Genomic DNA, 24,995 nt, shown 5'->3' on the forward strand with positions numbered 1-24,995 from the left:
GAGGAGTCCCATGCCCCACCGCACCCGCATCCGTCTCGCCGCCGGCGCCGCCGTCACCTCCGCGGCGCTCCTTCTCACCGCGTGCTCGTCATCGGCCCCCGCCGCCCAAGACGCCGAGGCGGCCGGCGGCGACGGAGCGCTGAGCGCCTGCCCGTCGACCGTCGTGCTGCAGACCAACTGGTTCCCCGAGCCGGAGCACTCCGCCGCCTACGCCCTCATCGACCCCGCCACGGCGACGATCGATGCCGACGCGGGAATATACTCCGGTCCGGCGATCGCCGACCCGAGCATCACCGTCGAGGTGCGCGCCGGCGGGCCGTTCATCGGCTTCCAGCAGTCGACCGCCCTGCTCTACTCCGACGATTCGATCATGCTCGCCATGATCGACACCGACGAGTCGGTGAAGCTGTCGAAAGACCAGCCCACGAAGGCCGTCTACACGCCGCTGCAGAAGAACCCGCAGATCCTCTTCTGGGACCCGGAGAAGTACTCCTTCGCCGATCTCTCCGACATCGCGGCGAGCGACTCCACGGTGCTCTACTTCCAGGGCGCCACCTACATGGACTACCTCATCGCCCAGGGCGACGTGCGCGCCGACCAGGTCGACGGCTCGTTCGACGGCTCGGTCACCCGCCTCGTCGCCGGCGAGCCCGTCGTGATGCAGGGCTACATCACCCAAGAGCCGCACCGGTTGAAGTTCGACTTCCCCGACTACGGCCGCGACGTCGACACGCTGCTCATCGCCGACTCGGGCTACGACATCTACCCCGCCGCCTGGTCGGGGAAGCCCGACGTGATCGAGGCCCAGAGCGAGTGCCTCGCTCAGCTCGTGCCCGCCATGCAGCAGGCGCAGATCGACTACATGGAGTCGCCCGACGCGGTGAACACCGCGCTCACCGACTACCTCGTCGAGATCGACCAGTTCTTCCAGATCTCGCCCGAGCTCGCCCAGAACGTGCACGACGTGCTGCGCGACGAAGGCCTCGTCACCGACGGCGCCGACGGCGTGTTCGGCTCGTTCGACCCCGAGCGGATGGAGCGGATGACCGGGGTGCTCACCGACATCTACTCCGGCACCGACGTGGAGGTCGCCGACGGTCTCGAGGCCACCGACATCTACACCAACGAGTTCCTCGACCCCTCCATCAGCTACACCGAAGGCAAGTGACGACCGTGCGCATCCGTTCCATCACCCCGCTCCCGCTGCGGCTCACCACCGACTACTCCACGATGACCTGCTTCGTGGTGAGGGTGGAGACCGACGAGGGGCTCGTCGGCTGGGGGGAGAGCTGCGACTGCTTCGGCATCTCCCACCCCGCCGTGCTCGCCGCCATCGTCGACGACGTCTACGGGCCCGCGCTCGTGGGAGTCGCCCTCGACGAGGCGAGGGTGGCGCTGGAGCGGGTGCGCACGGCCACCCGCCGCACGCTCGGCGACCAGTTCGGCGCCGCCCAGTCGCGCAGCGCGATCGCCATCGCCCTCCGCGACCTGGAGGGCAAGGCGGCGGGCCGGTCGATCTCGGGGATGCTCGGGAGGGTGAAAGACAGCGTGCGCGTGTACGCGGGCAACAGCCACTTCCTCGAGACGCGGGAGGCGGGCGCCCACCTCGAGCTGCTGGCACCTCTGCTCGACCGCGGGGTGTCGATCGTGAAGCTGCGCATCGGGCTCGACTGGCGGAACGCCCTGCGGGTGCTCGCCGACCTCAGGGCCGAACTGCCCGAGACGGTGGAGATCACCGTCGACGGCAGCGAGTTCTTCTCCGTGGCGGAGTCGATCGAGATCGCCGCCCGCCTCGGTGCGCTCGGCGTGGGCTGGTTCGAGGAGCCCGTGCCCGCCGGCCGGCTCGGCGCCATCAAGCGGGTCGTCGAGTCGTCTCCCGTGCCGGTGGCCTATGGCGAGCACTTCTTCGCCGCCGAGTACGCCCTCGACGCGCTCGAGATCACCGGGCTCTCGGTGGTGCAGCCCGACGCCTCGATCTGCGGGGGAGTCGACGAGGCGCGCAGCATGGCCCGCGCGGCGCTCGGGCGTGGGGCCCGCGTGGTGGTGCACCTCCACGGCGGCCCGGTGACCGTCGCGGCGAACGCGCACGTCGCGGCCTCGGTCGAAGGGGTCGAGGTGCTCGAATACCCGTTCCACCTCTCGCCCATGCTCGAGCGAGTGGCGCCGGCGGCCGGCTTCGGCGTGAGCTCCATCGCCGACGGGCGCCTCGCGGTACCATCGGGGCCCGGCCTCGGCATCGAGGTCGACGAGAGCGTGATCGACGAGGCGCACCGCGCCTGGAAGGAGCAGTCGGCGTGAGCGACCACCTCGAGGGCTCACGGATGCTCGGCCCCGGCAGCCGGGTGCTCGTCACCGGTGCACGAGGCAAGGTGGGAAGAGCCGCCGTCGCCGCCCTGGTCGCCGCGGGCTACGACGTCACGGCGACCGACGTGCTGCGCCCCGTCTACGACGCCGACGCCTCGAACGACGTGCGCTACGTGCAGGCCGACCTCACGAGCGGCGCCGACGCCTTCTCGGTGGTGCGGGGGATGGATGCGGTGGTGCACGCGGCCGGCATCCCCGAACCTACGAAGAACACGCCGCACACCGTCTTCCTCACCAACGTCACGGCGGCCTTCAACGTCATCGAGGCGGCGGCGCACTCCGGGGTGCGCCGCGTCGTCAACCTGTCGAGCGACTCGGTGTCGGGGATGACCTGGGCCCACCGCCCGTTCACCGGCAGCTTCTGCCCGATCGACGAGACCCATCCCGACCTCGCGCACGACGCCTACGGACTCTCCAAGCGCGTCTCGGAGGTGCTCTGCGACGGGCTGGTCGGAAGGTCTGACGCGACGGCGGTCTCCATCCGCCCCACTTGGGTGCTCACGCCCGAGAGCTACGCGGCGAACCTCGCGCCCTTCTTCGCCGACCGCGACGTGACGAGCGCGGTGTTCTGGGCCTACATCGACGTCGCCGATCTGGCCGAGCTCATCGTCGCGGCCGTCACCCGGCACACCCCGGGCCACGAAGTCGTCTACGCCGCCGCCGCCGACAACATCGGCGGGCGCGACCTCGCGGCCGAGATGGCCCGCCTGCACCCCGAGGTGCCGGTGCGGGAGCTCGACCGCGCCGACGCCTCGGGCATCAGCTCGGCGAAGGCCGAGCGGCTGTTCGGCTGGCGCGCCACCCGGTCGTGGCGCGACCATCTCGACGACGGCGGGCATCCGCTCGGCTGAGGCGGCTGCGCCCCCAGCCGGCACCCCCATCGGCGGCACATCGGTGCGGCGGTGCCGTATGGGATGCTGGTCGCATGGACGCCCACGACATCCGTAACCGCTACCTCGCCTTCCTCGCCGAGAACGGACACACCGTCATCGAGCGGGCGCCCCTCGTTCCCCGCGGAGACACCTCCACCCTGTTCAACGGCAGCGGCATGCAGTCGCTGCTGCCCTACCTGCTCGGCGAAGAGCACCCCGAGGGCAAGCGTCTCGCCGACTCGCAGCCGTGCGTGCGCGCGCAAGACATCGACGACGTCGGCGACAACCGCCACACCACCTTCTTCGAGATGCTCGGCAACTGGTCGCTCGGCGACTACTTCAAGGAGACCCAGATCAGGCAGTTCTTCACCTTTCTGGTCGACATCGTGGGCCTCGACCCCGAGAACATCTACGTCACCTGCTTCATCGGCGACGCCGACAACGGCATCCCGCGCGACGACGAGGCGGCCGGCATCTGGGCCCAGGTGTTCGCCGAGCGCGGCGTCTCGAACGGCATCGCCGAGATCGGCTCGCAGGCCGACGGCGACGCCCGCGGAGTGCATGCCGGTGAGCGCATATTCTTCTACGACGGCGGCGAGAACTGGTGGTCGCGTGGCGGCTCGCTCGCCGCGACGCCGATCGGAGACCCGTGCGGGCCCGACAGCGAGGTCTTCTACGACTTCGGCCCGGCGCACCAAGACCCGTCGTACGGCTTGGCCCACCCGGCCAGCGACGGCGGCCAGTTCATGGAGATCGGCAACCAGGTCTTCATGCAGTATCGTCGCCTCGACGACGGCTCGTTCGAGGAGCTCGCACGACGCAACGTCGACTTCGGTGGCGGGCTGGAGCGCATCGCCGCGGCGTCGCTCGGCTCCGACGACGTGTTCCGCATCTCGCTGCTGTGGCCGATCATCGAGACCCTGCAGACCCTCACGGGCAAGTCCTACGACGACGAGACGGCCGCGATGCGCATCATCGCCGACCACCTGCGCGGCGCCACCTTCCTCGCGGTCGACGGCGTGCGCCCGTCGAACAAGGAGCAGGGTTACGTGATGCGCCGGCTGCTGCGCCGCGCCATCCGCCTGGCGCTCTCGCTCGGGCTCTCGGAGAACTTCTTCGCCACGGTCGTGCCCGTCATCGCCGACCTCTACGCCGACGACTACCCCGAGGTGGCCGCCTCGCGCGACGAGGTGATCGCGGTGCTGGTGAAGGAGGAGAACTCGTTCCGCCGCACGCTCGAGGGCGGGCTGCTGGCGCTCGGGGAGTACCAGGGGCAGGTGCTGACGGGCGGCGACGTGTTCCGGCTCTCCGACACCCACGGATTCCCGAAGGAGCTCTCGGTCGAGGAGGCCCGCCGCCTCGGCATCGCGGTCGCCGACGACTGGGAGGCCGGCTTCGCCGAGGCACTCGAGGAGCAGCGCGCCCGCTCGCGCGGCGCCACCCGCCTCGGAGCCGCGGGCCTGCCCGGAGGCGCCGCGGCGCCCGCGCCCTCCGCCTGAGGCCCCGGCACCCCGCCGCCCTGCCTGCGGCCCCAGCACCCCACCGCCCCGCCTGAGGCCTCGGCGCCCCACCGCCGAAACGACGGAGTCTCACGCGTTTTCGGCGGAACGACGGATGCTCGAGGCGGTGAGGTGGCAAGACTCCGTCGTTTCGCCCCGGCTGGACCGGGCTACTCGCCGAACGGCTGCTCCGTGTCGCGGGAGACGTCGGTGCGGTGGAAGTTGAGGTGCGAGCGCGAGGCGGTCGGCCCGCGCTGGCCCTGGTAGCGGGAGCTGTACTGGCTCGAGCCGTAGGGCCGCTCGGTGGGGCTGGAGAGCTGGAAGAAGCAGAGCTGCCCGATCTTCATGCCCGGCCAGAGCTTGATGGGCAGCGTCGCCACGTTGCTGAGCTCGAGGGTGACGTGGCCGGTGAAGCCGGGGTCGATGAAGCCCGCGGTCGAGTGGGTGAGGAGGCCGAGCCGCCCGAGCGAGCTCTTGCCCTCGAGCCGCGCCGCGATGTCGTCGGGGAGGCCGACGCGCTCGAACGTCGACCCGAGCACGAACTCGCCGGGGTGCAGGATGAACGGCTCGTCTGCCTTGGTCTCGATCAGCCGGGTGAGCTCGGGCTGGTCGTCGGCCGGGTCGATGAACGGGTACTTGTGGTTGTCGAACAGCCGGAAGTACCGGTCGAGCCGCACGTCGATCGACGACGGCTGCAGCATGGCGGGCTCGTAGGGCTCCAGGCTCACGCGGTTCTCGCGGATCTGGGTACGGATGTCGCGGTCGGAGAGCAGCACGCAGTCAGTGTATTGGGTGAGCGTAGGGGCTGAGCGCGCGCGAACCCGGCGTGATCGCGCCCGACCGCGGCTGTCAAGCCCGGTGCGGGACGGGCCGACGCACTGTGGACTTGAGGCATGAGCATCCGTTCCCGATCCCTCCGCCACCGCCCGCTGACCGCCGCGGCGGGCCTGCTGCTCGTCGTCGGCACCGCCGCCGGGCTCTCCGCCTGCAACGGCGGCGCCCAGACGGAGTACCCGGAGCGCACGAGCTCGGGCACACCCGTCGCGCCGAACGACGAGGTCACGCCGCTGCCCGAAGACACCGCGAGCCCGAGCGGCACCCCGTCGCCCGTGCCCACCACGGTCGACGACTCGGGCACCCAGGACGGCGGGTCGGACTGAGCCGGGTGAGCGCTCCGGTCGACGTCGCGGTCGTCGGCTCCGGGCCGAACGGCCTCGCCGCCGCGGTGACCATGGCCCGCGCCGGGCTGTCGGTGCGGGTCTACGAGCGCGCGTCGACCATCGGCGGGGGAGCGCGCACCGCCGAGGTCACGCTGCCGGGGTTCCGGCACGACATCTGCTCGGCCGTGCATCCGCTCGCTCTCTCGTCGGGCTTCTTCAGGTCGTTTCGCCTGCCGGAGCGGATGCGGCTCGCCGTTCCCGAGATCTCGTTCGGCCACCCGCTCGACGGCGGGAGGGCGGCGATCGCCTTCCGCGACCTCGACCGCACCGCCGACGGCCTCGGCCCAGACGGAAGCGCCTACCGGCGCCTGATGGAGCCGCTCGTGCGCCGCGCCGACGAAGTGGCGCAGTTCACCGGGTCGAGCCTCGTGAGGCTGCCCGCGCATCCGGTCGCCGCCGCGCTGTTCGGATTGCGCGCGCTCGAGCAGGGGTCGCCGCTGTGGAACCTGCGGTTCAGCGACGACGTCGCGCCCGCGATGCTGAGCGGGGTGGCGGCGCACAGCATCCTGCCGATGCCGAGCCTCGGCACGGCAGGGGCCGCCCTGTCGCTCGGGGTGCAGGCGCACGCGCGGGGGTGGCCGGTGCCGATCGGCGGCAGCCAGGCGATCGTCGACGCGCTGGTGGCCGACCTGCTCGAGCACGGCGGGGAGGTGGTGACGGATGCTGAGGTGCGGCAGCTCGACGACGTGCGGCCGGCGCAGGCGGTGCTGCTCGACGTCGCACCCGCGAACCTCGCCCGCATCGCCGGTCGCGAGCTGCCGCGACGCTATCTCGCGGCACTCCGGCGGTTCCGCTACGGCAACGCGGTGGCGAAGACCGACTTCGCGCTGAGCGGGCCCGTGCCGTGGACGAACGAGCTGCTGCGGCACGCGCCGACCGTGCACGTGGGAGGCACGCGCGCCGAGATCGCGGCGGCGGAGCGCGAGGTCGCGGCCGGGCGGCACTCGGCGTCGCCGTACGTGCTGGTCTCGCAGCCGTCGATCGTCGACGAGGGTCGCGCACCCGCGGGCGGCCACGTGCTGTGGGCGTACACGCACGTGCCGAGCGGGTCGACGCTCGACCAGACCGAGGTGATCACGAGGCAGATCGAGCGCTTCGCACCGGGGTTCCGCGACCTGGTGCTCGGCTCGGCGTCGCGCACGGCGACCGAGTACGAGTCGTACGACCCGAACTACATCGGGGGAGACATCGCCGCGGGAGCCGCGACGCTGCGGCAGCTCATCGTCCGGCCCACGCTCTCGCTCGACCCGTGGTCGACGCCGGCGCGCGGCGTGTACCTGTGCTCGTCGTCGACGCCCCCGGGGCCGGGCGTGCACGGCCTGTCGGGGTGGTACGCGGCGCGACGGGCGCTGGCGACGGTGTTCGGCATCCGTACCCCACCCTCGCTCGCACCCCGCCCGACCAGAACGGAGTCATGATGTCGATCAACGTGGGAGTCTTCTCCTGCCCGCCCGAGCGCGTGTTCGAGGTGCTGGCCGACGGCTGGCTGTTCCCGGTGTGGGTGGTGGGTGCCTCGCGCATGCGCGACGTCGAGGAGGCCTGGCCCGCCGAGGGCAGCAAGCTGCACCACTCCTTCGGGGTGTGGCCCGCGGTGATCGACGACGAGACGACCGTGCTCGAATGGAACCCGCCGCACCGCATGGTGATGCAGCCCGCCGGCTGGCCCATCGGCGAGGCGCGGGTGACGATCACCGTCAAGCCGCGCGGCACCGGATGCGTCGTACGGCTCGAGGAGCACGCCTCCCGCGGCCCCGGCACGCTCATGCCCGCGCCTCTGCTCGACATCCCCCTCCACATCCGCAACACCGAGACCCTCCGCCGCCTCTGCTACATCTCCGAGGGCTGACCCCTGCTATCCTCGGGGGAGCAGTACACGCGGATGTAGTTCAATGGCAGAACTTCAGCTTCCCAAGCTGATAGCGCGGGTTCGATTCCCGTCATCCGCTCCATGTGACGCGTGGGTACGCGCGTCCCGCCCCGCGCTCGCCCTCAGGCGCGCAGCCACGTCGTGTCGGAGAAGAGCGCGCGAAGTTCCTCGATGAGCCGCGCGGTGTGGAAGCCGTCGGCGACCGCGTGATGAACCTGCACCGCCAGGGGGAGCAGGGAGCGTCCCTCCCGCTCCGCGTAGCGTCCCAGGGTGAAGATCGGCGCGAAGTGGTCCCATCCGCCGTCGATGTTCAAGGTGAAGCCCGTGAAGGTCGTCCACGGCACGCTGGAGATGTCGAAGACGTTCGCCGGGGGTGCACCCTGCGGGAAGAGCTCGGTGGTTCCCGCGAACCGAGCCATCGTCTCCGAGGCGGCGTCGTGGAATGCGCCGAAATTGCGGTCGAACGGTTCCCAGAGGCACGAGAACGTCTCGCTCGGCGGGTTGAAGACGGTGAAGGCAGGATGCACCTCCCGCCACACGGCGGGGCCACCCGCCTCGTCGAGGGTCATGCGGAACTCGTCGTGCCGGTTCACGACGGAGGCGATCGCCCAGATCTGCGCGACTCGGGGTGACGCTCCGCTGTCGGGCGGGGAGGGGCAGAATGGGGGCATGGGTTCTTCTGCTGCTGGGCGGTCGGTGGGGCGCACGATCGGGCGGATCGCGCTCGGTTCTGCGCTGGTGTTCGCCGGGGTGTCGCATCTCACGTTCGCGCGCAAAGACTTTCAGGCGCAGGTGCCCGACTGGGTGCCGGTCGACGACGACACGGTCGTGCTGGGGTCGGGCGTGGCCGAGATCGCGCTGGGGGCGTCGCTCATCCTCCTGCCGAAGCACAAGCAGCTCGTGGGCAATACGGCGGCGGTGTTCTTCACAGCGATCTTCCCCGGCAACCTGTCGCAGTGGCTCAACGAGCGGGATGCGTTCGGCCTCGACACCGACCGCAAGCGCTTCGCACGGCTGTTCTTCCAGCCCCTGCTCGTGGCCTGGGCGGTGTGGTCGACACGCGACAAGCGCTGATCGTCAGGTGTGGGCGGTAGATTGAGGCCGTGACCCATCGCGTTCTGCTCGACGTCGACACGGGGGTCGACGATGCCCTCGCCATCCTGTTCGCCATCGCCCACCCCGACATCGATCTTCTCGGCGTCACATGTGTCGCGGGGAATACGTCGCTGCCGAACGTCGTGGCGAACACCCTGAAGGTGCTCGACGCGGCGGGTGCTCCGCCCGTGCCGGTCGCCGGCGGCGCCGTGCGACCGCTCATCGAGCCGCTGCGCTCCTCTCATGTGCACGGGGAGGACGGACTGGGCGACCTCGGCCTCGAGGCGTCGACACGCGCGGTCGACCCGCGGCACGCGGTCGACCTCGCCCGTGACCTCATCCTCTCGGCCGACGGCCCGGTGACCCTGGTCGGACTCGCGCCCCAGACGAACCTCGCGCTGCTCCTGCGCCAGTACCCCGAGGTCGCCGAGAAGCTCGAGCGGATCGTCGTCATGGGTGGGTCGGCGAGCGGAGGCAACGCGACGGCGGTCGCCGAGTTCAACGTCTGGCACGACCCGGAGGCGGCGGCGATCGTGCTCGACTCCGGCGTTCCGGTCTTCATGTACGGGCTCGACGTCTTCAACCAGGTGACCATCGCCGAGGCCGACGCCGCCCGACTCACGACGAGTTCGAGTGCCTCCGGCCGGCTCGCCGGCGCCCTCCTGTCGTTCCAGATGGCCGACCCCGAGGTCGATCAGGAGTCCGAGGGCGAGGGCGCCTGGGGCGGCCACATCGGCGACGCCGGCGCCCTGTGTGCCCTCGTCGACCCCGGAGCCCTCCGAATCGAGACCCACCCGGTGCGGGTCGAACTCGCCGGCTTCGCCCGCGGCCAGACCATCGTCGACCGACGCCGCCGCTCCGGCGAGGATGCCGTTCACGGCATACACGCGGCGGTACCCGCCATCGACATCGCGCTCGACGTCGACGTCGACCGCTTCGCCCGCCTCTTCCTCGACACGATCGCCCGCCTCCCGTGAAGGCCGCCGGCCCGAGCACTCCCGAGCCCGTCGACGCCGTCGAGTTCGCGGCCGACCGTGCCGCCGAGCACGGCGTGCCGCTCGGCGAGAGCCTCCCCCCTGCCGCCGAGGTGCGACCCGGAGTCTGGGTGCTGCCCCAGCCCACACCGGGCGACGGCATTCCGCACTACACCCTGAGCTACGCGATCGTCGACGAGGCCGGGGGAGTGCACCTCGTCGACCCCGGCTGGGACACCGAGGAGAACGCCGACCGGCTCGCCGCATTCCTCGCCGACCGCGGAGCCCGTCTCGACGACGTCGTCTCCGTCACCGCCACCCACCTGCACCCCGACCACCTCGGCCTCGCCGAGCGCCTCCGCCGCGAGACGGGAGCCCGGGTGCAGCTGCACGCCGCAGAGCAGGAGGCAGCGCAGCGGCTCGCCGAGCAGGCCGAGACCGCCGTGGAGACCGCCGCAGAGCGCCTCGCCCTCTGGGGCGTGCCCGAAGCCGACCGCGACGAACTGATGCAGGTCGCCCGCGTCGCCGCCACCGCCGGCCCGCGCACCACCGCGGTGAGCACCGGCGTCGGCCCGGCCGGCTTCACCGCCGACCTCGTGCTCCACGACGGCGAGCTGCTCGAGGTTCCGGGCCGACGCCTCGAGGTGCTGCACACCCCCGGCCACACACCGGGCCACCTCGCCCTGGTCGATCACGGCGACGAGCTCCTGTTCACGGGAGATCTCGTGCTCCCGACGATCTACCCCGGTCTCGGCCTCGGCGGGCCCGCCGACGACCCGCTGGGCGACTACCTGCGCTCGCTTGAGCGGGTATCCGCCTACGCCGGGCACGAGGTGCTCCCCGGCCACGGCTACCGCTTCACCGGCATCGCCGCGCGCTGTGCCACCATCCGCGAACATCACCTCAAGCGCTCCCGTGAGATCGCCGCCCTGCTCGACGCGCATCCGGGTCTCACCGTGTGGCAGCTCGCCGAACGCGTCACCTGGACGGCCGGCTGGGCCCACCTCCACGGCTTCTACCGCGTCTCGGCCCTCAGCCAGACCGCCATGCATACCGCCTACCTGCAACGGGCGGAGGCGGCATGAGCGAACTCGTCGACATCCCGTCTCCCGGCTGGCCGCTGGAGTTCGGCGTTCCCGGCCGGGCCGGCGTCGTCATCGTGCACGACGAGTACGGCCGGCTGCCCTACCTGGAGTCGTACGGCACGGCCCTCGCCGCTCAGGGATTCCACGTCGTGGTACCCGACCTGTTCGACGGCAAGGCCGCCGTGCAGGAGGCCGGCGCCGCCGAACTCGTGGCCCGGGTCGACGAGGGCTTCGCTCAGGCCACCCTCGACGACGCCATCGGCTTCCCCCGCGCCGCCGGCGCCACCCGCGTCGGCGTGATCGGGCTCGGCCTCGGCGGCAGACTCGCGCTGCGGGCAGCGCAGAGCGGGGCAGCGGATGCGGTGGTCACCTACTACGCCACGCTGGGCGACGACGAGGGCGGCATCATCCCCTGTCCGGTCATGCTGCACCGCGCCGCCGGCGACGAGTTCGACGCCTTCGTGAGCCGGCTGAAGGAGCACGGCACGCCCGTCACCCAGCACAGCTACAGCGCGGCTCCGGGGTTCGCGAACGCGACGGTCGCCGAGCTCGTCGACCCTCAAGCCGCCGCCCTGGCGTTCGCCCGCTCGGTCTACTTCATGCAGGCCCAGCTGCTCGACTGACGGCCCGCCGTGTAGCGTGTGGCCGTGACCGCATTCGCTCCCGACGTCATCGACGCCGTGCTCCGCCACATGAACGGCGACCACTCCGACGACAATCTGCTCATCGCCCGCGCCTTCGTCGACCCCTCCGCCGACGCCTCCACGATGACGGGGTTCGACGGCGACGGGGGAGTGTGGGAGGTGACGGCCGGGGGTGCGACGACCGCCGCATCCGTGGCCTGGCCGGCGGGCCCCATCACGGAGCGGGCGGAGGTGCGACGGGAGATCGTCGCCCTCTACGACGAGGCCTGTGCCGTACTCGGGGTGGAACCACGCGCCCACGACCGCTAGGTTAGGTAACACTAACTTCCGCACCGACCAGCTGGGAATGAACACATGGCCGCAGTGATCCCCTTCTCTCAGGCTCTCCGTGAGCGCACCTGGTCGGGCCACGGCGACAGCGAGGGCGCCGGCTTCATGACCGACCTGATGAGCGGCAAGGGCTCGAGAGACGACTACATCTCCCTGGTCGCGCAGCACTTCTTCATCTACGAGGCGCTCGAGGCTGCTGCCGAGCGCATGAAGAACGACCCGGTGGCCGCCGCGTTCATCACGCCCAAGCTCACCCGGCTGCCGGCGATCGAGGCCGACCTGCAGTTCCTGCTCGGCGACGACTGGCGCGAGAAGATCTCCCCGCTGCCCACCACCGAGCGCTACGTGCAGCGCATCCGCGAGGTGGCGGCGACCTGGAACGGCGGGTTCATCGCGCACCACTACACGCGCTACCTCGGCGACCTCTCGGGCGGGCAGATCATCCGCACGCTCATGCAGCGCCAGTTCGGTTTCGAGACCAATGGTGTCGGCTTCTACCTGTTCGGCGACATCGCGAAGCCGAAGGAGTTCAAGGAGACCTACCGCACCCAGCTCGACGCCGTCGACTGGAGCGACGAGGAGCGCGACCGCGTCATCGACGAGGTGCTGGTGGCCTACCGCTTCAACACCGAGCTCTTCCTCGACCTCGCCGACGCGAAGGCCGCGCAGGTCGCGTAGGCGGCCACGCGTCGCCTCGCCCGCCCCTGGTCGCGAAGCCCGCCGCGGGTCCGCCGCGTGCGCCCGGCGCCTAGGCGGCAACCGCCGGCACGACCGCACCCGGCGCGGCCACCACGACACTGCGCGACCGCGCCCTCGTCACGGCGACGAGCGTGAGCACGAGCCCTAGGGCGGCGAACACGACGAGCACGAGCGCCTCCTGCCCGGCGACCACCGCCGAACCACCCCCGATGAGCGCGTGCATGCCCGTGATGGCATGCGACAGCGGCAGCAGCTGCGCGAGCCCGGTGTAGAAGGGCGAACTGAGTCCGTTCGGGATGATCACCGCCGCCGCGGCGACCTGCACCACCACCAGCGCAAGCGACACCAGCCGCCCCGCCTGCCCGAACAGCGCCACGAGCCCTTGGTGCAGCATCACGAAGCTCAGCGACATCACCGCCGAGAACACGATGGCGCCCATCACGTGAACCGGATGCGCCCCCACCGCGACCAGCACCACCGCCACGATCGCGGCCTGCACCAGGGCGAGCACGGCGGCGGGCACGAGGGAGGCGACGACCACGCGGAAGGTCGACGCCGTGGAGGCCAGCTCCCGGCGGCTGAACGGCGTGAGCAGGAGGTAGATCGCGAAGGCGCCGATCCAGAGCGCGAGCGGCACCGCGACGGCGGCGATCGCCGCTGCCGGCGTGGGAAGCGCGTCGATGTCGCTCTGCTGGGTGACGACCGGCGTGGCGACGACTGTCGAGATGGAATCCTGCTGCTCCGTGGTGTAGCTCGGTATGGCGGCTGCCGCTTCGGAGAGGCCGGAGGCCAGCTTGCCGGTGTTGGTCGCGAGCTCCGTGCTGCCGCCCGCGATACCGGAGGCTGCCGTGGAAAGGTCGCCGAGACCGGTCGCGAGGCCGGCCGTGCCCGCGGCGATCTTCTCGGTGCCGCTCGCCACCTCGCCGAGCGTCGAGGTGAGCAGGGGGAGGTCTTGGGCGAACTCGCCGGCACCCGTGCTGACCTGGTTCGAGAACCCCTCGAGGGCCGTCACTCCGAGCGCGTCGAGGCCGAGACCCAGTGTGACTCCGAAGGACTGAACCCGGATGCCCGCCGCGGTCGCCTGCAGGTCGGCGAGACGAGCTTGGATCTCGTCGTCGGTCAACCCCGGCACCGCGGCGCTCAGCGCGGCGATGTCGCTCTCGAGCTGCTGCTGCTGGGCGTCGACGCCGTAGCTCGCCGCGGTCTCCTCGGCGAGGCGCTGCTTGAGTACTCCGATGCCGTCGGTGACGCCGGTCGATCCGACGGCGATGGCGTCGGCGTAGACGGGCAGGTCGGTCGTCCCGTCAGCGATCTGCCGCATCCCGGTCGCCAGCCCCTGCACGATGGTGTTGAGCTCGGCCCCGCCCTGAGCTGCCCCCGCGACCCCGGTGGCCAATTGACCCTGGTAGTCGGAGAGGGTGTTCGCGCCCGCGGCGAGCTGACCGGCTCCGTTCGCGGCCTCGCCGAGCTTGCCGTTCAGCTCGGTGAAGCCGCCGAGCAGCCCGGTGACGTACTGCTTGGTCGACGCCTCCGAGATCGCGGCCTGGAGGTTGGCCGAGAGGGCGCTGGCGAGCAGCTCGGTGACGTAGCTGCTCGCGCCGTTCGTCTGCACCTGCACCCCGGCCTGCACCGGGTCGCTGGTGGCGATGGAGGCGTACCCGGCCGAGAACTCCTTCGGAATGGTGACGACCGTGGCGAACTCGCCCGACGACAGGCCTGCGCCCGCGGTGTCGGCGTCGGTCACCGTCCACGAGAAGCCCTTGCCGGCCGTGCCGTCGGTGAGCTGGCTCACGAGCAGCTTGCCGGCGGCCACGGGCGTACCCGTACCGCTGCCGTCGGAGGCGGCGGGGGTGACCGACCCGCCGTCGACGTAGACGAGCTGGTCGAGGTTCACGACTGCCGCCGGGAGGCTGGGCGCCGCGGCGTCTGCAGAAGCGGAGGTTCCCGCATCCGTCGACCCGCTCGCGGTGGTGTCGGCCTGGGCCCGCAATGCCGTCACCGCGACCCCGGCGATGAGAAGCGGTGTCAGCACCGCGAGCACGATCGCGATGCGGCGACCGATCGGTGACAGGCCGCCGTTGTCGCCGCGTCTGACGAGGGAGCGGAGCTTCGTCATGCTGTCACCTCCTGTCGGGGTTCGGTGGGCGGGTTCTGGTCGGGGTCGTCGGGGGAGTCTGGGGCGCTTGGGGCGCCTTGCGCGCCCGATGCCGAGCCCGGGCCCGATCCCGAACCCGGGTCATCGGGTGCGGCGGCCTCACCGCGACCGGCCGACCCGGCAGGGGCAGCTACCGCGGGCACCGAAGGCCCTGACGGCAGCGCCGACACCACGGACGCACCCGGCAGACCCGGCAGCACCGGCGGCTCCGGCCGCACCGCGGCGAGCGCCACGATCTGCACCGGGCGGATGCCCGCGTCCAGCCGCGCCCCGTGATGCGCGACCACCAGCGTCGTCGTGAGTGGCAGCGCGGCGTCGACGATCGACAGGGCGTGCTGCAGGTGGGCGGTGGGGATGCCGGTGCCGTCGACGGCGACGAGCCCGACCTTGGCAGTGGCGCGCCCGCGCCGGTCGGTGACGGTCGCCGCGGCAGCCGTGGCCTCCGCGAGCTGGCGGATCCACTCCGCGGCCAGCGCGCGGCCCCACAGCTCCGCGAGCTCCTCGCCGAGCTCGCGCTGCAGTCGCTGCTCGACGCTCCGTGCGCCCGCGGGCAGCGAGCCGAGCGGGATGCGGTCGGCCAGCAGGTCATCCTCGACCGGCCGCGACACCAGCACGCTGTGCCGGCGCAGCTCGGCGGCGTGCACGGGGAGCGGCAGGTCGAGCACCCGCAGGTGGCCTTCGAGCAGCCGCTGCCGACCCGCCATCGCGGCGGCGACCGCCTCGGGGTGGGTGCCCACCGCTCCGGTCACGATCACGAGGTCGCCCGCCTCGGCGCGCACGCTGAACGGAGCCACCAGCTCGCCCTCGGCCGCGGCCTCCACGACCGCCCGCTTCGCGGCCACCGCGTACGGCGGCGCGTCGGTCGCCGGAAGCGGGCGCCACCGCACGGCGTCGAGCATTTCGCGCACCCCTTCGCCCTCGAGGTCGACGTTCGGCAGGATGTGCGCCAGCCGCTTCGGAATGGCCCAGCCCACCCTGCCGAGCAGCATCATGAGCGCCGGGATGAAGGTCATGCGCACGAGGAAGGCGTCGATGAACACCCCGGCGGCGAGGCCCAGGGCGATGGGCTGCAGCACGGCGTTGCCGCCCGGCACGAAGCTCGCGAACACCGCGAACATGATGCACGCCGCCGCCGCCACCACCCGGGCCGCGCCCACGAATCCGTGACGCACCGCGAAGTGGGCGTCACCGGTCTCGGTGTAGACCTCGCGCATCCGTGACACCAGGAAGACCTGATAGTCCATGGCCAGGCCGAACAGCACCGCCATCAGGAGGATGGGGAAGAAGCTGATGACCGGCCCCACCTTCGCCACCCCGAGCACGTCGGCGAGCCAGCCCCACTCGAACACCGCGGTGACGATGCCGAACGACGCCGCCACCGAGAGCAGGTAGCCGATGGTCGCCGAGATGGGTACGGCCAGCGAGCGGAAGACGATGGTGAGCAGGATGATGCACAGCCCCACCACGACGACCGCGAACGGGAGCAGGGCGTCGGCGAGCCGTGCCGACACGTCGATGCCGAGCGCGGTCTGCCCGGTGACCTGGTAGCCGAAGCCGTTCGTCGTCTCGAACTCCGCTTCGCTGTCACGGATGCTGTGCACCAGCTGCTCGGTGGCGACGCTGTCGGGCGAGCTGTCGGGGATGATCGAGACGATGAGCATGTCGAGGGTCGCGTTGGGCAGCGCCTGGCTCACACTCGCGACATCGGGCAGGCTCGCGAACTGGTCGTGCAGCGCCGTGCGGGCCTTGTCGAGATCGGTGATGGCGGCGATGTCGGCGGTGATGAGCAGCGGGCCGTTGAAGCCGGGCCCGAAGCCCTCGCTCAGCTGGTCGTAGCCCTCGCGCGACATCGACCCGCTCGGGTCGTACCCGGCGTCGGGCAGGGTGAGGCGGAGCGAGGCGGCGGGCAGCGCCACCACGATGAGCCCGATCACCACGACGGCGACGGTGATGATGGGCTTGGCGGTCGCGAGCGCCACCCAGCGCGCACCGAGGGTGGTCTTCTTCGCGTGCGGGTCGGCCGAGGCGAGCTCGCGCCGGGCGGCGCGCGAGGTGGGCTTCGGCACCAGCCGCCGCCCGAACAGGCCCAGGATGGCGGGCAGCAGGGTGAGCGCCACCACGACGGCGATCACGACCGAGATGGCCGCGCCGATGCCCATCACGGTGAGGAACGGGATCTGCACGACGGAGAGGCCGAGCAGCGCGATGATGACGGTGAGGCCGGCGAACACGACGGCGCTTCCGGCGGTGGCCACGGCGGTGGCCGCCGACTCCTTCGGATCCATGCCGTGGATGAGCTGCGTGCGGTGCCGCGCCACGATGAACAACGCGTAGTCGATGCCCACCGCGAGCCCGAGCATGGTCGCGAGCAGGGGCGCCGTGGAGGAGATGCTCACGAAGCCCGACGCGATGGTGATGGTGGTGGTGGTGACCGCCACGCCGATCACCGAGGTCACGAGCGGCATGCCGGCGGCCAGCAGCGAGCCGAAGGTGATGAGGAGCACGACGAAGGCCACGAGCAGGCCGATGGCCTCGGTGTAGTCGACCCCGGCCTCAGGCGGGTCGGTGACACCGGAGAAATAGATCGTGAGCCCGTCGGTCGCAGCCTTCTCGCCGGCGGCCACGATCGCCTCGTTGTCGGCCTCGCTCAACTGCGAGCTCGCCACGTCGAGCTGCACGGTGGTGTACGCCATGCTGCCGTCGTCGTTCACCTGCGCCGACGCGTTGGCGTCGAACGGCCCGGTGACCATCGAGACGTGGTCGACCGACCCGAGGGCGGTGACGGATGCGGCGATCTGGCTCTCGAAGGCATCGACCTTCTGCCCCGACGGCGGCACGTAGATGACCTTCGCGCTGCCGCCCGAGGCCTGCGGGAAGCGCTGATCGAGCATGTCGATGGCCTGCTGCGACTCCGTGCCGGGAATGGTGAACGAGGAGCTCATGGTGCCGCCGAGCACGCCGGCCCCGCCGATGAACAGCCCGAGCAGCACCACCCAGCCCACGATCACGGCGATGCTCCGATGCGCGGCGAAGCGCCCGATCCTGTACAGCAACGTGGCCATGTGCCCTCCCCTACAAGGCTATCGGTCACGAGTCGCCGCATTAGGGCCGGTCAGGCCCCCCTTACTGGGGCCGTGACAAGCCGCGCTCAGCGGGAGCGGGTGGCGCGTTGCATGAAGGCGAGGACGGCCTTGTCGACGATGATGTCGCTCGGTTTGAGCGGGCGGGTGAGGTAGAGGCCGTCGAGGGAGGTGAGGCGGCTGAGCGCGACGTAGGTCTGGCCGGGGCTGAACACCCGGGAACCGAGGTCGACGATCGCCTCGTCGTAGGTCTGGCCCTGCGACTTGTGGATGGTGACCGCCCAGGCCAGCCGCAGCGGGAACTGCGTGAACTCGCCGATGACCTCCTTGGTGAGCTGCTTCGACTCGGGGGAGTAGGAGTAGCGGTGCTTCTCCCAGGCCACCGGGTCAACCTCGTGCACCTCGCCGTCGACGTCGACCCAGACGGTCGAGTCGATCTTTGTGACCGTGCCGACCGTGCCGTTGACCCAGCGCTGGTCGCCGTCGTTGCGGAGGAACATCACCTGCGCCCCCACCTTGAGCTCGAGGTTCACGTCGGCCGGGTACGCACGCCCGGCGAAGTCGCCCGAGATCTCGGCCTTCGCGCTCAGCACGCGCCCGGGGAGGCGCGCGAGCGCGTTCTGGTTGATGCGGTTCACCGAGTCGTTGCGGGTGGCCAGGGTGATCGCCCCGTCGGCGGGCGGAGTGCGCGCACCCGCCCCGTTCAGCGCATCGGCGATCTCCTTGGTCACCATGCCGAAGCGCACGGCGTTGAGCATGAACTTGAAGTCGTCGTCGTGCTGGCGGTGCACCTCGGTGAGCTCGACGATGCGGAGCGGCGCCTCCTCCCACACCGAGGCGTCGAAGAACCACATCGAGCGGTAGCGGTCGGCGAAGTAGGCCCGCTCGTCGGCGTCGCCCGGCACAGGGGCGAGCTGGTACGGGTCGCCGAACAGCACCACCTGCACGCCGCCGAAGGCTTCGGCCGGGCGCTGCCTGGCCTGCCGGAGGCTGCGGTCGATCGCATCCATCAGGTCGGCGTTCACCATCGAGACCTCGTCGATGACGAGCGTGTCGATGGTGTTGAGCAGCTTCCGCACCTCGGCGCCCTGCTCGATCTCGTGGTCGGCGATGACCCCGATCGGCAGCTTGAACAGGGAGTGGATGGTCTGCCCGCCCACGTTCAGCGCCGCGACGCCGGTGGGGGCCGAGATGACGAGCTGCTTCTCGGTGTTCCACGAGAGGTGGTTGAGCAGCGTCGACTTGCCCGTACCGGCGCGCCCGGTGACGAACACGTGCTCGCGGGTGCCCTCGATGAGGTCGAACACCCTCTGCTGTTCGGCCGAGAGCGCTGGCCTGTCCATCCCTCCAATCTACCGGCCCCCCGGGGCGGGCCGGAGGGGTCACCGTAAACTGTGGAGATGACCGACGAGGCGGATGCTGGGGAGAACTCCCGCGACGCCGTTCAGAGATCGGTGGTCATCTACACCGGGCTGCTGCTGCTCACCGTGGCCGCCGCGTTCTCGGCGGTCGGCATCCTGAACCGCGAGTTGTACAGCGCGTCGGCGTTCGTGCGCATCTACCTCGACGCCGTCGCCGACCACGACGTCGCCGCCGCCCTGGCCACCCCCGGGGTGACGCTCGTCACCGACGACGAGCCCGGCACCGGTGAGGCGTCGCTCATCACGCCCGACGCCCTCGGCGGGCTCTCCGACGTCGAGCTGGTGAGCGACACCGAGATCATCCCCGGCCGCCACCGCCTGGTGTTCTCCTACACCCTCACCGGCACCCCGGTGAGGGGCGACTCGAACCCCTACACGATGACGGCGCAGAGCGAGTTCGACGTGGAGCGCACCGGCACCAGCTGGCTCGTGTTCCCCGAATGGTCGTTCGTGCGCTCGCCCACGGCGACCGCCACCGTCACCGTGTCGCACGCCTCCGATTTCACGGCGGGCTCGGTGCAGGTCGCGGCCGGCGACCCGACAGCGTTCCACGCCAGCAGCTCCTACGAGATGCTCGTGCCGAGCCTCGTGATGCTGTCACACCACTCCGAGCAGCTCGGCTCGAGGGCGGTACCGCTCTCGGCGACGAAGCCGCGCAGCCCCGTCAGCGCCATCGTCGACGTGCAGCCCACCACGGGGTTCCTGGCCGAGGTGCAGTCGGCGGTCGACGACTTCCTCGCCGACTGCGTCACCGAGCGACTGCTGTACCCGCCGGGATGCCCGTTCGGCCTCGACGTGAACGACCGCATCGTCTCGGAGCCGGTCTGGTCGATCGAGACGCTCCCCCAGCTGACGCTGCTCGCGGGTCAGGACAGCTGGGTCGTGCCGAACGCCAAGGGCAGTGCCCGGGTGGTGGTCGACATCCGCTCGCTGTTCGACGGCACCGTCACCACGCGCGACGAGATCGTGCCCTTCGACGTGAGCTTCGCCGTATCGGTCGAGCCCGACGGCTCGATCGTGTTCTCACCGCGGAGCTGAGCCCTCGCCCGGCCGGCCGCCCTCGGAACGGGCGCCACCGCCGGCGAGCTGCGCGAGCATCCGGTTGTACTCCTCGAGCTCGGCCTCCCCGGTGCGGTCGGCGTTGCGGTCGCGTCGCTTGGTCTCCTTCTTGTCGTTGCGGCTCCACTGCACCGCGACGACGAAGGCGAGGATGACGGTGGGGATCTCGCCGATGCTCCACGCGATGCCGCCGCCCGTCTGCTGGTCTTCGAGGGCGTCGGCGGCCCAGGTGCGGCCGGTGGCACCGAACCAGTCGGCGAGCAGCAGTCCGGTGCCCTCCATGAGGGCGAGACCGAAGAAGGCGTGGAACGCCATGGTGGCCAGGAGCAGCACCAGGCGGAACGGGTACGGCAGCTTGTAGGGCACGGGGTCGATGCCGATGAGCGCCTGCACGAACAGGTAGCCGACGATGAGGAAGTGCACGATCATCCACTCGTGCCCGAGGTGGTCTTCGGTCGCCCAGCGGAACAGCGGCGTGTAGTAGAAGGCCACGAGGCTGGTGGCGAACAGCACGCCGGCCACGATGGGGTTCGCGACGACACCGGCGACGCGCGAGTGCACGGCGAGGAGGATCCACTCGCGCATGCCGCGGCTGCCGTCGTCGCGCTTGCGGATGGCGCGGAGCGCGAGGGTCACCGGGCCCGCCGGCACGAGCAGCAATGGGATGGCCATGCTGAGCGTCATGTGCCCGAACATGTGGGCCGAGAACAGGAACTTCTCGTAGACGTTGAGGCCGCCGTTCGTGACGTAGAACAGCATGAGCATGCCGGCCACCCAGAGCACCGTGCGGTACCAGGGCCAACGGTCGCCGCGCCGGTGCAGGCGCCACACGCCGGCGAGGTAGAAGACGATGCCGAAGGCGCACACCAGCACCCAGACGAGGTCGAAGTTCCACAGGGTGAAGAAGCGCTCCACCGTCGGCTCGGGCGGCAACTGCGTTCCGGTGAGAATCTGCGCCGCCGTCTGCTCGGGCGGCAGCGTCTCGGGCACGGGGGTGGCGGTGCGGGCGAGGGCTGCGGCGAAGCCGGTGGCGATGCCCATGAAGGCGAGCTCGGCGACCACCAGCCACCAGAAGTGGCGGCGCCGGCCGGTGCTCTCCAGACGGCCGATGACGAAGCGGCGATGGAAGGCGCCGAACAGGCCGAGCGCGATGAGGGCGCCGACCTTCACGAGCACCAGGATGCCGTAGGGGGTGAGCAGGCGGTCGAGCGAGCCGACCCTGAGCTCGGCGCTGACGTACCCCGAGGCCGCCACCACGACGAAGCAGACCAGGGCGACGCTCGAGTAGCGAGCCACCACGTCGACCAGGCGCGGGGTGTCGAGCTGACGGCTCAGGATGGCGATGACGACGAGGCCGCCGAGCCAGGCGGCCGCGAACACCAGGTGCAGGGCGAGGGCGGTGATGGCCGCGTCGTGCCCGTCGGTGCCGGCGGCGTGGCCCTGCTGGGCCATGGGCCACAGCGACGCCGCCGCGAACAGGCCGACGAAGAACAGCGCCGTCTGGTTGCGCACGGCGAAGCAGAGCACCGTGACGACGGCGCCCATGAGGGTGGTCTGCAGCCACGCCTGGCCGAGGGGGATGGCGGTGAGGAACTGGCCGAGGCCCTGCGAGAAGGTGTCGTCGAAGCTGAGCGCCCGCGCGGTGACGCTGAGGTAGCTGAAGAAGCCGGTGAGCCCGGCGGCGACGGTGAACAGGGCGGCCGAGCCCGCCGCGACGTCGAGGGTGCGGGCGGCGACGGGGCTGTCGCCGGGGAAGACGAAGAGCACGAGCCCGATCGAGCCGATCATGCCGGCGGCGGCGATGTTCACGAGCATCGTCGCGGTCGGCAGCCCGTAGCGCACCACCGCGCCCGGGTCTTCGAGCAGTTGCGGGGCGGCGCCGCCGCCGATGGCGAGGGCCACGAGCAGCGCCACCACCGAGACCGCCACGAGGACGGCAGGACCGGCGACCCGCACGACTCTCAGCACCCGACCACTTTACGCGCCGCTACCTGTACCCCAGCCCGGCGCCGGGGCCGAAGCATCCTGCCCATCGACGACGAAGGGCGCCGACCGGAGTCGACGCCCTTCGTGAATGGAGCTGGATTACTTGGCGGCAGCCTTGAGCTTGGAGCCGGCCGAGATCTTCACGGAGTGGCCCGCGGGGATCTCGATGGTGGCGCCGGTCTGCGGGTTGCGGCCGGTGCGAGCGGCGCGCGAGGTGCGCTCGACGGCGAGCCAGCCCGGGATAGTGACCTTGGTGCCGCTGGCGACCGAGTCGGCCAGGGTCGAGAACAGAGCGTCGAGAACCTCGTTCACCGAAGCCTGGGTCTGGCCGGAAGCGGCGGCGACGGCTGCGACGAGCTCGGTCTTGTTGAGTGACTTGTCAGCCATTTAAGGTGTCCTCCTCGGACCATTTCGCTGCGGATGCAGCTGTTGACAGTGGAACAACCCCGGCCACCGGGGCCAGTTCGCTTGGTCTGTTCGACCGAGGGTAACTTACCAGCTGGACTTCGTAATGCCCGGCAACTCGCCTCGGTGCGCCATGTCGCGGAACCGCACACGCGAGATGCCGAACTTGGTGAGCACACCGCGGGGGCGGCCGTCGACCGAGTCGCGGCTGCGCACGCGGATGGGCGAGGCGTTGCGGGGGAGCTTCTGGAGGCCCAGACGCGCTGCCTCGCGCTCCTCGTCGGTGGAGGTGGGGCTGACGAGAGCCTTCTTCAGCTCGAGACGCTTCGCGGCGTACCGCTCCACGACGACCTTGCGCTGCTCGTTGCGGGCGATCTTGCTCTTCTTGGCCATGTGTTTACCGCTCCTCTCGGAAGTCGACGTGCTTGCGGATGACCGGGTCGTACTTCTTCAGCACGAGGCGGTCGGGGTCGTTGCGACGGTTCTTCTTGGTCACGTAGGTGTAACCGGTGCCCGCCGTCGAGCGGAGCTTGATGATGGGACGGACGTCCTGCTGCTTTGCCATTAGAGCTTGATCCCCCGAGCCTGGATGTCCTTGACGACGGCCTCGATGCCACGAGCGTCGATGACCTTGATGCCCTTGGCGGACAGCGTCAGGGTGACGTTACGGCGAAGCGACGGCACGTAGTACGTCTTCTTCTGCACGTTCGGGTCGAAGCGCCGCTTGGTGCGACGGTGCGAGTGCGAGATGTTGTGACCGAAGCCGGGAACGGCTCCTGTCACCTGGCACACTGCTGCCATTGTTTCCTCCATTTGGTTACCGTGAGACGAGCGCCTCACCCAAGATGACTTGTCGGCGGCCTGCGCCTGTGCGCACACCACAATGGGCGGAGGATTCCACCCAACCTGAGTAGCTTAGACGAGCGCCGCCGAAGCGGCAAGTCGAACCCGGTCGCCTCACTCACCCGCGTAGTCGGTGACCGTCAGCCAGAGCGGGTACAGGTCGTGCCGCTCACCGCGGTCGCCGGTGGCGAGCTGGAACGGGCCCCCCGCCGAGAGGTTGGCGAACAGGTCGTCGGCCGTGATCTCCCCGGCGAGCCTGAAGTCGTCGAAGACGAAGGGCACGCCGTTCGAGCCGAGCGGGCTCGGCGAATCCATGAGGTGGAAGTGCAGGTGCGGCGAGTCGGTGTTGCCCGTGTTGCCGAGGAGTCCGATGATGTCGCCGGTCGAGAGCCGCTGGCCCACCTCGACCCCGGCGGGGTTGCCCGGCTGGAGGTGGGCGTAGAACGCGTACACGCCGTCGCCGAGCTGCTGCACGACGTGGTTTCCGCCGTACTCGTCGACCGTGAGACCGGTGGGGTTGGCGCCCGGCTTCTGCTCGGGCAGGTCGAAGCGCATCGAGACGATGGGCCCGTCGCCGACAGCGAGGATGTCGGCGCCGAAGTAGGGGTAGCTCGAGAGCTCGTCGACCGGTCCGGTGACGAAGGAACCCTCGGAGTCGAGCTGCACGTAGTCGATCGCGTAGCGCTCGGGGGCGTGGTACGAGCCGCCGATGGGGTTGACCGCCCCGCGGTGCGGTGTGACGGCGCAGCAGCTGTTGCCGTTCAGCCAGCCGTCGCCGCGCAGGGGAGGCGCGATCACGACGGGCGCCTCGCGATCGACCTCGGTGCTCGCGAGCCGCTCCGTCATCTCGGGGGTGATGACGGGCGGGGCGGCCGGGTCGAAGCCGAAGGTCACGTCGTGGGCGAGCTTCGCGGGTACGTCGTCCATCGAGTCGACGGTGACGTCGAGCCACACCAGTGCACCCTGACCGGGGCCGATCACCCGCCCCGGCTCGGTCGTGCCCGACACGTGCACCCAGGGCACCACCTCGTCGCCGTCGAGTCGCTCGAGCGACTGGCCCTTGCCGTCGAGCACGTCGATGCTCTCGATCGTGGCCGTCTGGGTGGTGACGTTGCTGAGGTAGAGCTCGTAGGCGAGGTGCACCAGGCCGTCGGTGGCCGGCACGGGGCGGGGCGTGCTGAGCACCCGCGCGATCACCGGGGTGAAAGGGTCGTCGGATGCGGTGGTGGCGTCGGTCGTCGCGTCACCGCTCGAGGGGGTGCTGTCGTCTGATACCGGCTCCGTCGCCGGAACGGGTGCGGAGCCCGGGGTGCAGGCCGCCAGCAGCAGCGCTGCCACGGCGACCGGGATGAGGAGAAGAGGGCGTCGGGTCATGCAGTCAGTATGAGACGCCGACG

25 protein-coding genes and 1 tRNA gene are annotated in these 24,995 nt (G+C 70.7%); 15 read left to right on the forward strand and 11 right to left on the reverse strand.

Annotated features, from left to right (window positions below):
- Positions 1–10: 10 nt before the first annotated feature.
- The 4 genes from HL652_RS18510 to HL652_RS18525 all read left to right on the forward strand — a co-directional run bounded on the left by HL652_RS18510 (position 11) and on the right by HL652_RS18525 (position 4,735).
- Positions 11–1,168: a substrate-binding domain-containing protein gene (locus HL652_RS18510; protein WP_171706675.1), complete on the forward strand. Its 1,158-nt coding sequence runs from the start codon at positions 11–13 to the stop codon at positions 1,166–1,168.
- On the forward strand, positions 1,165–2,298 hold the full coding sequence (locus HL652_RS18515) for a mandelate racemase/muconate lactonizing enzyme family protein (protein WP_171706676.1): 1,134 nt from the start codon (positions 1,165–1,167) through the stop codon (positions 2,296–2,298). The genes HL652_RS18510 and HL652_RS18515 overlap by 4 nt, the downstream gene beginning before the upstream one ends.
- Positions 2,295–3,215 (forward strand): NAD-dependent epimerase/dehydratase family protein, encoded by a 921-nt coding sequence (locus HL652_RS18520; protein WP_253743451.1) that lies wholly within the window; start codon positions 2,295–2,297, stop codon positions 3,213–3,215. The genes HL652_RS18515 and HL652_RS18520 overlap by 4 nt, the downstream gene beginning before the upstream one ends.
- A gap of 74 nt (positions 3,216–3,289) precedes the next feature.
- Positions 3,290–4,735: an alanine--tRNA ligase-related protein gene (locus tag HL652_RS18525; RefSeq protein ID WP_171706677.1), complete on the forward strand. Its 1,446-nt coding sequence runs from the start codon at positions 3,290–3,292 to the stop codon at positions 4,733–4,735.
- A 170-nt stretch (positions 4,736–4,905) separates the two neighbouring features.
- Here HL652_RS18525 and dcd read toward each other — a convergent pair whose 3' ends face one another.
- Positions 4,906–5,511 carry a dCTP deaminase gene (gene dcd / locus HL652_RS18530; RefSeq protein WP_171706678.1) on the reverse strand — a complete coding sequence of 202 codons (606 nt, stop codon included), beginning with the start codon at positions 5,509–5,511 and terminating at the stop codon, positions 4,906–4,908.
- A gap of 117 nt (positions 5,512–5,628) precedes the next feature.
- Between dcd and HL652_RS18535 the strand changes: the two genes are divergently transcribed.
- The 4 genes from HL652_RS18535 to HL652_RS18550 all read left to right on the forward strand — a co-directional run bounded on the left by HL652_RS18535 (position 5,629) and on the right by HL652_RS18550 (position 7,904).
- Positions 5,629–5,895 carry a hypothetical protein gene (locus HL652_RS18535; RefSeq protein WP_171706679.1) on the forward strand — a complete coding sequence of 89 codons (267 nt, stop codon included), beginning with the start codon at positions 5,629–5,631 and terminating at the stop codon, positions 5,893–5,895.
- Positions 5,896–5,966: 71 nt separating this feature from the next.
- Positions 5,967–7,373 (forward strand): phytoene desaturase family protein, encoded by a 1,407-nt coding sequence (locus tag HL652_RS18540; RefSeq protein WP_253743915.1) that lies wholly within the window; start codon positions 5,967–5,969, stop codon positions 7,371–7,373.
- Positions 7,373–7,801: an SRPBCC family protein gene (locus HL652_RS18545; RefSeq protein ID WP_171707451.1), complete on the forward strand. Its 429-nt coding sequence runs from the start codon at positions 7,373–7,375 to the stop codon at positions 7,799–7,801. The genes HL652_RS18540 and HL652_RS18545 overlap by 1 nt, the downstream gene beginning before the upstream one ends.
- 29 nt (positions 7,802–7,830) lie before the next feature.
- A tRNA-Gly gene (locus HL652_RS18550) sits at positions 7,831–7,904 on the forward strand.
- Between the two features lie 40 nt (positions 7,905–7,944).
- On the opposite strand, the gene HL652_RS18555 is transcribed toward HL652_RS18550, so the two are convergent.
- Entirely contained in the window at positions 7,945–8,493 is a 549-nt protein-coding gene (locus HL652_RS18555) for a CatA-like O-acetyltransferase (protein WP_171706681.1), read from the reverse strand.
- On the opposite strand from HL652_RS18555, the gene HL652_RS18560 reads away from it, so the two are divergent.
- Genes HL652_RS18560 through HL652_RS18585 form a run of 6 tightly spaced genes read left to right on the forward strand, consistent with a single transcriptional unit; the run spans position 8,492 to position 12,628 of the window.
- Positions 8,492–8,896 carry a DoxX family protein gene (locus HL652_RS18560; protein ID WP_171706682.1) on the forward strand — a complete coding sequence of 135 codons (405 nt, stop codon included), beginning with the start codon at positions 8,492–8,494 and terminating at the stop codon, positions 8,894–8,896. The two genes, HL652_RS18555 and HL652_RS18560, sit on opposite strands and share 2 nt — an antisense overlap.
- 29 nt (positions 8,897–8,925) lie before the next feature.
- A complete protein-coding gene (locus HL652_RS18565) occupies positions 8,926–9,894 on the forward strand; it encodes a nucleoside hydrolase (RefSeq protein ID WP_253743453.1) in 969 nt (322 codons plus the stop codon).
- The gene (locus tag HL652_RS18570) at positions 9,891–10,976 is read left to right on the forward strand and encodes an MBL fold metallo-hydrolase (RefSeq protein ID WP_171706683.1); all 1,086 of its coding nucleotides are present in this window, start codon (positions 9,891–9,893) and stop codon (positions 10,974–10,976) included. Before HL652_RS18565 ends, HL652_RS18570 begins: the two co-directional genes overlap by 4 nt.
- The gene (locus tag HL652_RS18575) at positions 10,973–11,599 is read left to right on the forward strand and encodes a dienelactone hydrolase family protein (protein ID WP_171706684.1); all 627 of its coding nucleotides are present in this window, start codon (positions 10,973–10,975) and stop codon (positions 11,597–11,599) included. The genes HL652_RS18570 and HL652_RS18575 overlap by 4 nt, the downstream gene beginning before the upstream one ends.
- A gap of 24 nt (positions 11,600–11,623) precedes the next feature.
- Positions 11,624–11,929 (forward strand): DUF2470 domain-containing protein, encoded by a 306-nt coding sequence (locus HL652_RS18580; protein ID WP_253743455.1) that lies wholly within the window; start codon positions 11,624–11,626, stop codon positions 11,927–11,929.
- A 45-nt stretch (positions 11,930–11,974) separates the two neighbouring features.
- Positions 11,975–12,628 (forward strand): biliverdin-producing heme oxygenase, encoded by a 654-nt coding sequence (locus tag HL652_RS18585; RefSeq protein WP_171706685.1) that lies wholly within the window; start codon positions 11,975–11,977, stop codon positions 12,626–12,628.
- A 70-nt stretch (positions 12,629–12,698) separates the two neighbouring features.
- Here HL652_RS18585 and HL652_RS18590 read toward each other — a convergent pair whose 3' ends face one another.
- From HL652_RS18590 to HL652_RS18600, 3 genes are all read right to left on the reverse strand, one after another.
- A complete protein-coding gene (locus HL652_RS18590) occupies positions 12,699–14,765 on the reverse strand; it encodes a YhgE/Pip domain-containing protein (RefSeq protein WP_171706686.1) in 2,067 nt (688 codons plus the stop codon).
- Entirely contained in the window at positions 14,762–17,866 is a 3,105-nt protein-coding gene (locus HL652_RS18595) for an MMPL family transporter (protein ID WP_171706687.1), read from the reverse strand. Before HL652_RS18595 ends, HL652_RS18590 begins: the two co-directional genes overlap by 4 nt.
- Positions 17,867–17,952: 86 nt before the next feature.
- Entirely contained in the window at positions 17,953–19,227 is a 1,275-nt protein-coding gene (locus HL652_RS18600; RefSeq protein WP_171706688.1) for an ATP-dependent DNA helicase, read from the reverse strand.
- Between the two features lie 57 nt (positions 19,228–19,284).
- Between HL652_RS18600 and HL652_RS18605 the strand changes: the two genes are divergently transcribed.
- The gene (locus HL652_RS18605) at positions 19,285–20,343 is read left to right on the forward strand and encodes a hypothetical protein (protein ID WP_171706689.1); all 1,059 of its coding nucleotides are present in this window, start codon (positions 19,285–19,287) and stop codon (positions 20,341–20,343) included.
- Here the strand turns inward: HL652_RS18605 and HL652_RS18610 are convergent.
- From HL652_RS18610 to HL652_RS18635, 6 genes are all read right to left on the reverse strand, one after another.
- Positions 20,329–22,332 carry a cytochrome c oxidase assembly protein gene (locus tag HL652_RS18610; RefSeq protein ID WP_216603941.1) on the reverse strand — a complete coding sequence of 668 codons (2,004 nt, stop codon included), beginning with the start codon at positions 22,330–22,332 and terminating at the stop codon, positions 20,329–20,331. The genes HL652_RS18605 and HL652_RS18610 overlap by 15 nt on opposite strands.
- Before the next feature lie 117 nt (positions 22,333–22,449).
- Entirely contained in the window at positions 22,450–22,737 is a 288-nt protein-coding gene (locus HL652_RS18615; protein ID WP_022897485.1) for an HU family DNA-binding protein, read from the reverse strand.
- A 105-nt stretch (positions 22,738–22,842) separates the two neighbouring features.
- Positions 22,843–23,148: a 30S ribosomal protein S14 gene (gene rpsN / locus HL652_RS18620; protein WP_171706690.1), complete on the reverse strand. Its 306-nt coding sequence runs from the start codon at positions 23,146–23,148 to the stop codon at positions 22,843–22,845.
- A gap of 4 nt (positions 23,149–23,152) precedes the next feature.
- The gene (gene rpmG, locus HL652_RS18625; protein WP_022897487.1) at positions 23,153–23,320 is read right to left on the reverse strand and encodes a 50S ribosomal protein L33; all 168 of its coding nucleotides are present in this window, start codon (positions 23,318–23,320) and stop codon (positions 23,153–23,155) included.
- Positions 23,320–23,556 carry a 50S ribosomal protein L28 gene (gene rpmB / locus HL652_RS18630; protein WP_171706691.1) on the reverse strand — a complete coding sequence of 79 codons (237 nt, stop codon included), beginning with the start codon at positions 23,554–23,556 and terminating at the stop codon, positions 23,320–23,322. The genes rpmG and rpmB overlap by 1 nt, the downstream gene beginning before the upstream one ends.
- Positions 23,557–23,712: 156 nt before the next feature.
- Positions 23,713–24,972 (reverse strand): M23 family metallopeptidase, encoded by a 1,260-nt coding sequence (locus HL652_RS18635; protein ID WP_171706692.1) that lies wholly within the window; start codon positions 24,970–24,972, stop codon positions 23,713–23,715.
- Positions 24,973–24,995 lie beyond the last annotated feature (23 nt).

This window comes from Herbiconiux sp. SALV-R1 (genome assembly GCF_013113715.1).
In the GTDB taxonomy this organism is placed as follows: domain Bacteria; phylum Actinomycetota; class Actinomycetes; order Actinomycetales; family Microbacteriaceae; genus Herbiconiux.

Coding starts and splice junctions, on each gene's coding strand:
- HL652_RS18510 (WP_171706675.1), top strand. CDS start 11: ATGCCCCACCGCACCCGCATCCGTCTCGCCGCCGGCGCCGCCGTCACC.
- HL652_RS18525 (WP_171706677.1), top strand. CDS start 3,290: ATGGACGCCCACGACATCCGTAACCGCTACCTCGCCTTCCTCGCCGAG.
- HL652_RS18535 (WP_171706679.1), top strand. CDS start 5,629: ATGAGCATCCGTTCCCGATCCCTCCGCCACCGCCCGCTGACCGCCGCG.
- HL652_RS18540 (WP_253743915.1), top strand. CDS start 5,967: ATGGCCCGCGCCGGGCTGTCGGTGCGGGTCTACGAGCGCGCGTCGACC.
- HL652_RS18545 (WP_171707451.1), top strand. CDS start 7,373: ATGTCGATCAACGTGGGAGTCTTCTCCTGCCCGCCCGAGCGCGTGTTC.
- HL652_RS18560 (WP_171706682.1), top strand. CDS start 8,492: ATGGGTTCTTCTGCTGCTGGGCGGTCGGTGGGGCGCACGATCGGGCGG.
- HL652_RS18555 (WP_171706681.1), bottom strand. CDS start 8,493: ATGCCCCCATTCTGCCCCTCCCCGCCCGACAGCGGAGCGTCACCCCGA.
- HL652_RS18575 (WP_171706684.1), top strand. CDS start 10,973: ATGAGCGAACTCGTCGACATCCCGTCTCCCGGCTGGCCGCTGGAGTTC.
- HL652_RS18585 (WP_171706685.1), top strand. CDS start 11,975: ATGGCCGCAGTGATCCCCTTCTCTCAGGCTCTCCGTGAGCGCACCTGG.
- HL652_RS18590 (WP_171706686.1), bottom strand. CDS start 14,765: ATGACGAAGCTCCGCTCCCTCGTCAGACGCGGCGACAACGGCGGCCTG.
- HL652_RS18595 (WP_171706687.1), bottom strand. CDS start 17,866: ATGGCCACGTTGCTGTACAGGATCGGGCGCTTCGCCGCGCATCGGAGC.
- HL652_RS18600 (WP_171706688.1), bottom strand. CDS start 19,227: ATGGACAGGCCAGCGCTCTCGGCCGAACAGCAGAGGGTGTTCGACCTC.
- HL652_RS18605 (WP_171706689.1), top strand. CDS start 19,285: ATGACCGACGAGGCGGATGCTGGGGAGAACTCCCGCGACGCCGTTCAG.
- HL652_RS18615 (WP_022897485.1), bottom strand. CDS start 22,737: ATGGCTGACAAGTCACTCAACAAGACCGAGCTCGTCGCAGCCGTCGCC.
- rpsN (WP_171706690.1), bottom strand. CDS start 23,148: ATGGCCAAGAAGAGCAAGATCGCCCGCAACGAGCAGCGCAAGGTCGTC.
- rpmG (WP_022897487.1), bottom strand. CDS start 23,320: ATGGCAAAGCAGCAGGACGTCCGTCCCATCATCAAGCTCCGCTCGACG.
- rpmB (WP_171706691.1), bottom strand. CDS start 23,556: ATGGCAGCAGTGTGCCAGGTGACAGGAGCCGTTCCCGGCTTCGGTCAC.
- HL652_RS18635 (WP_171706692.1), bottom strand. CDS start 24,972: ATGACCCGACGCCCTCTTCTCCTCATCCCGGTCGCCGTGGCAGCGCTG.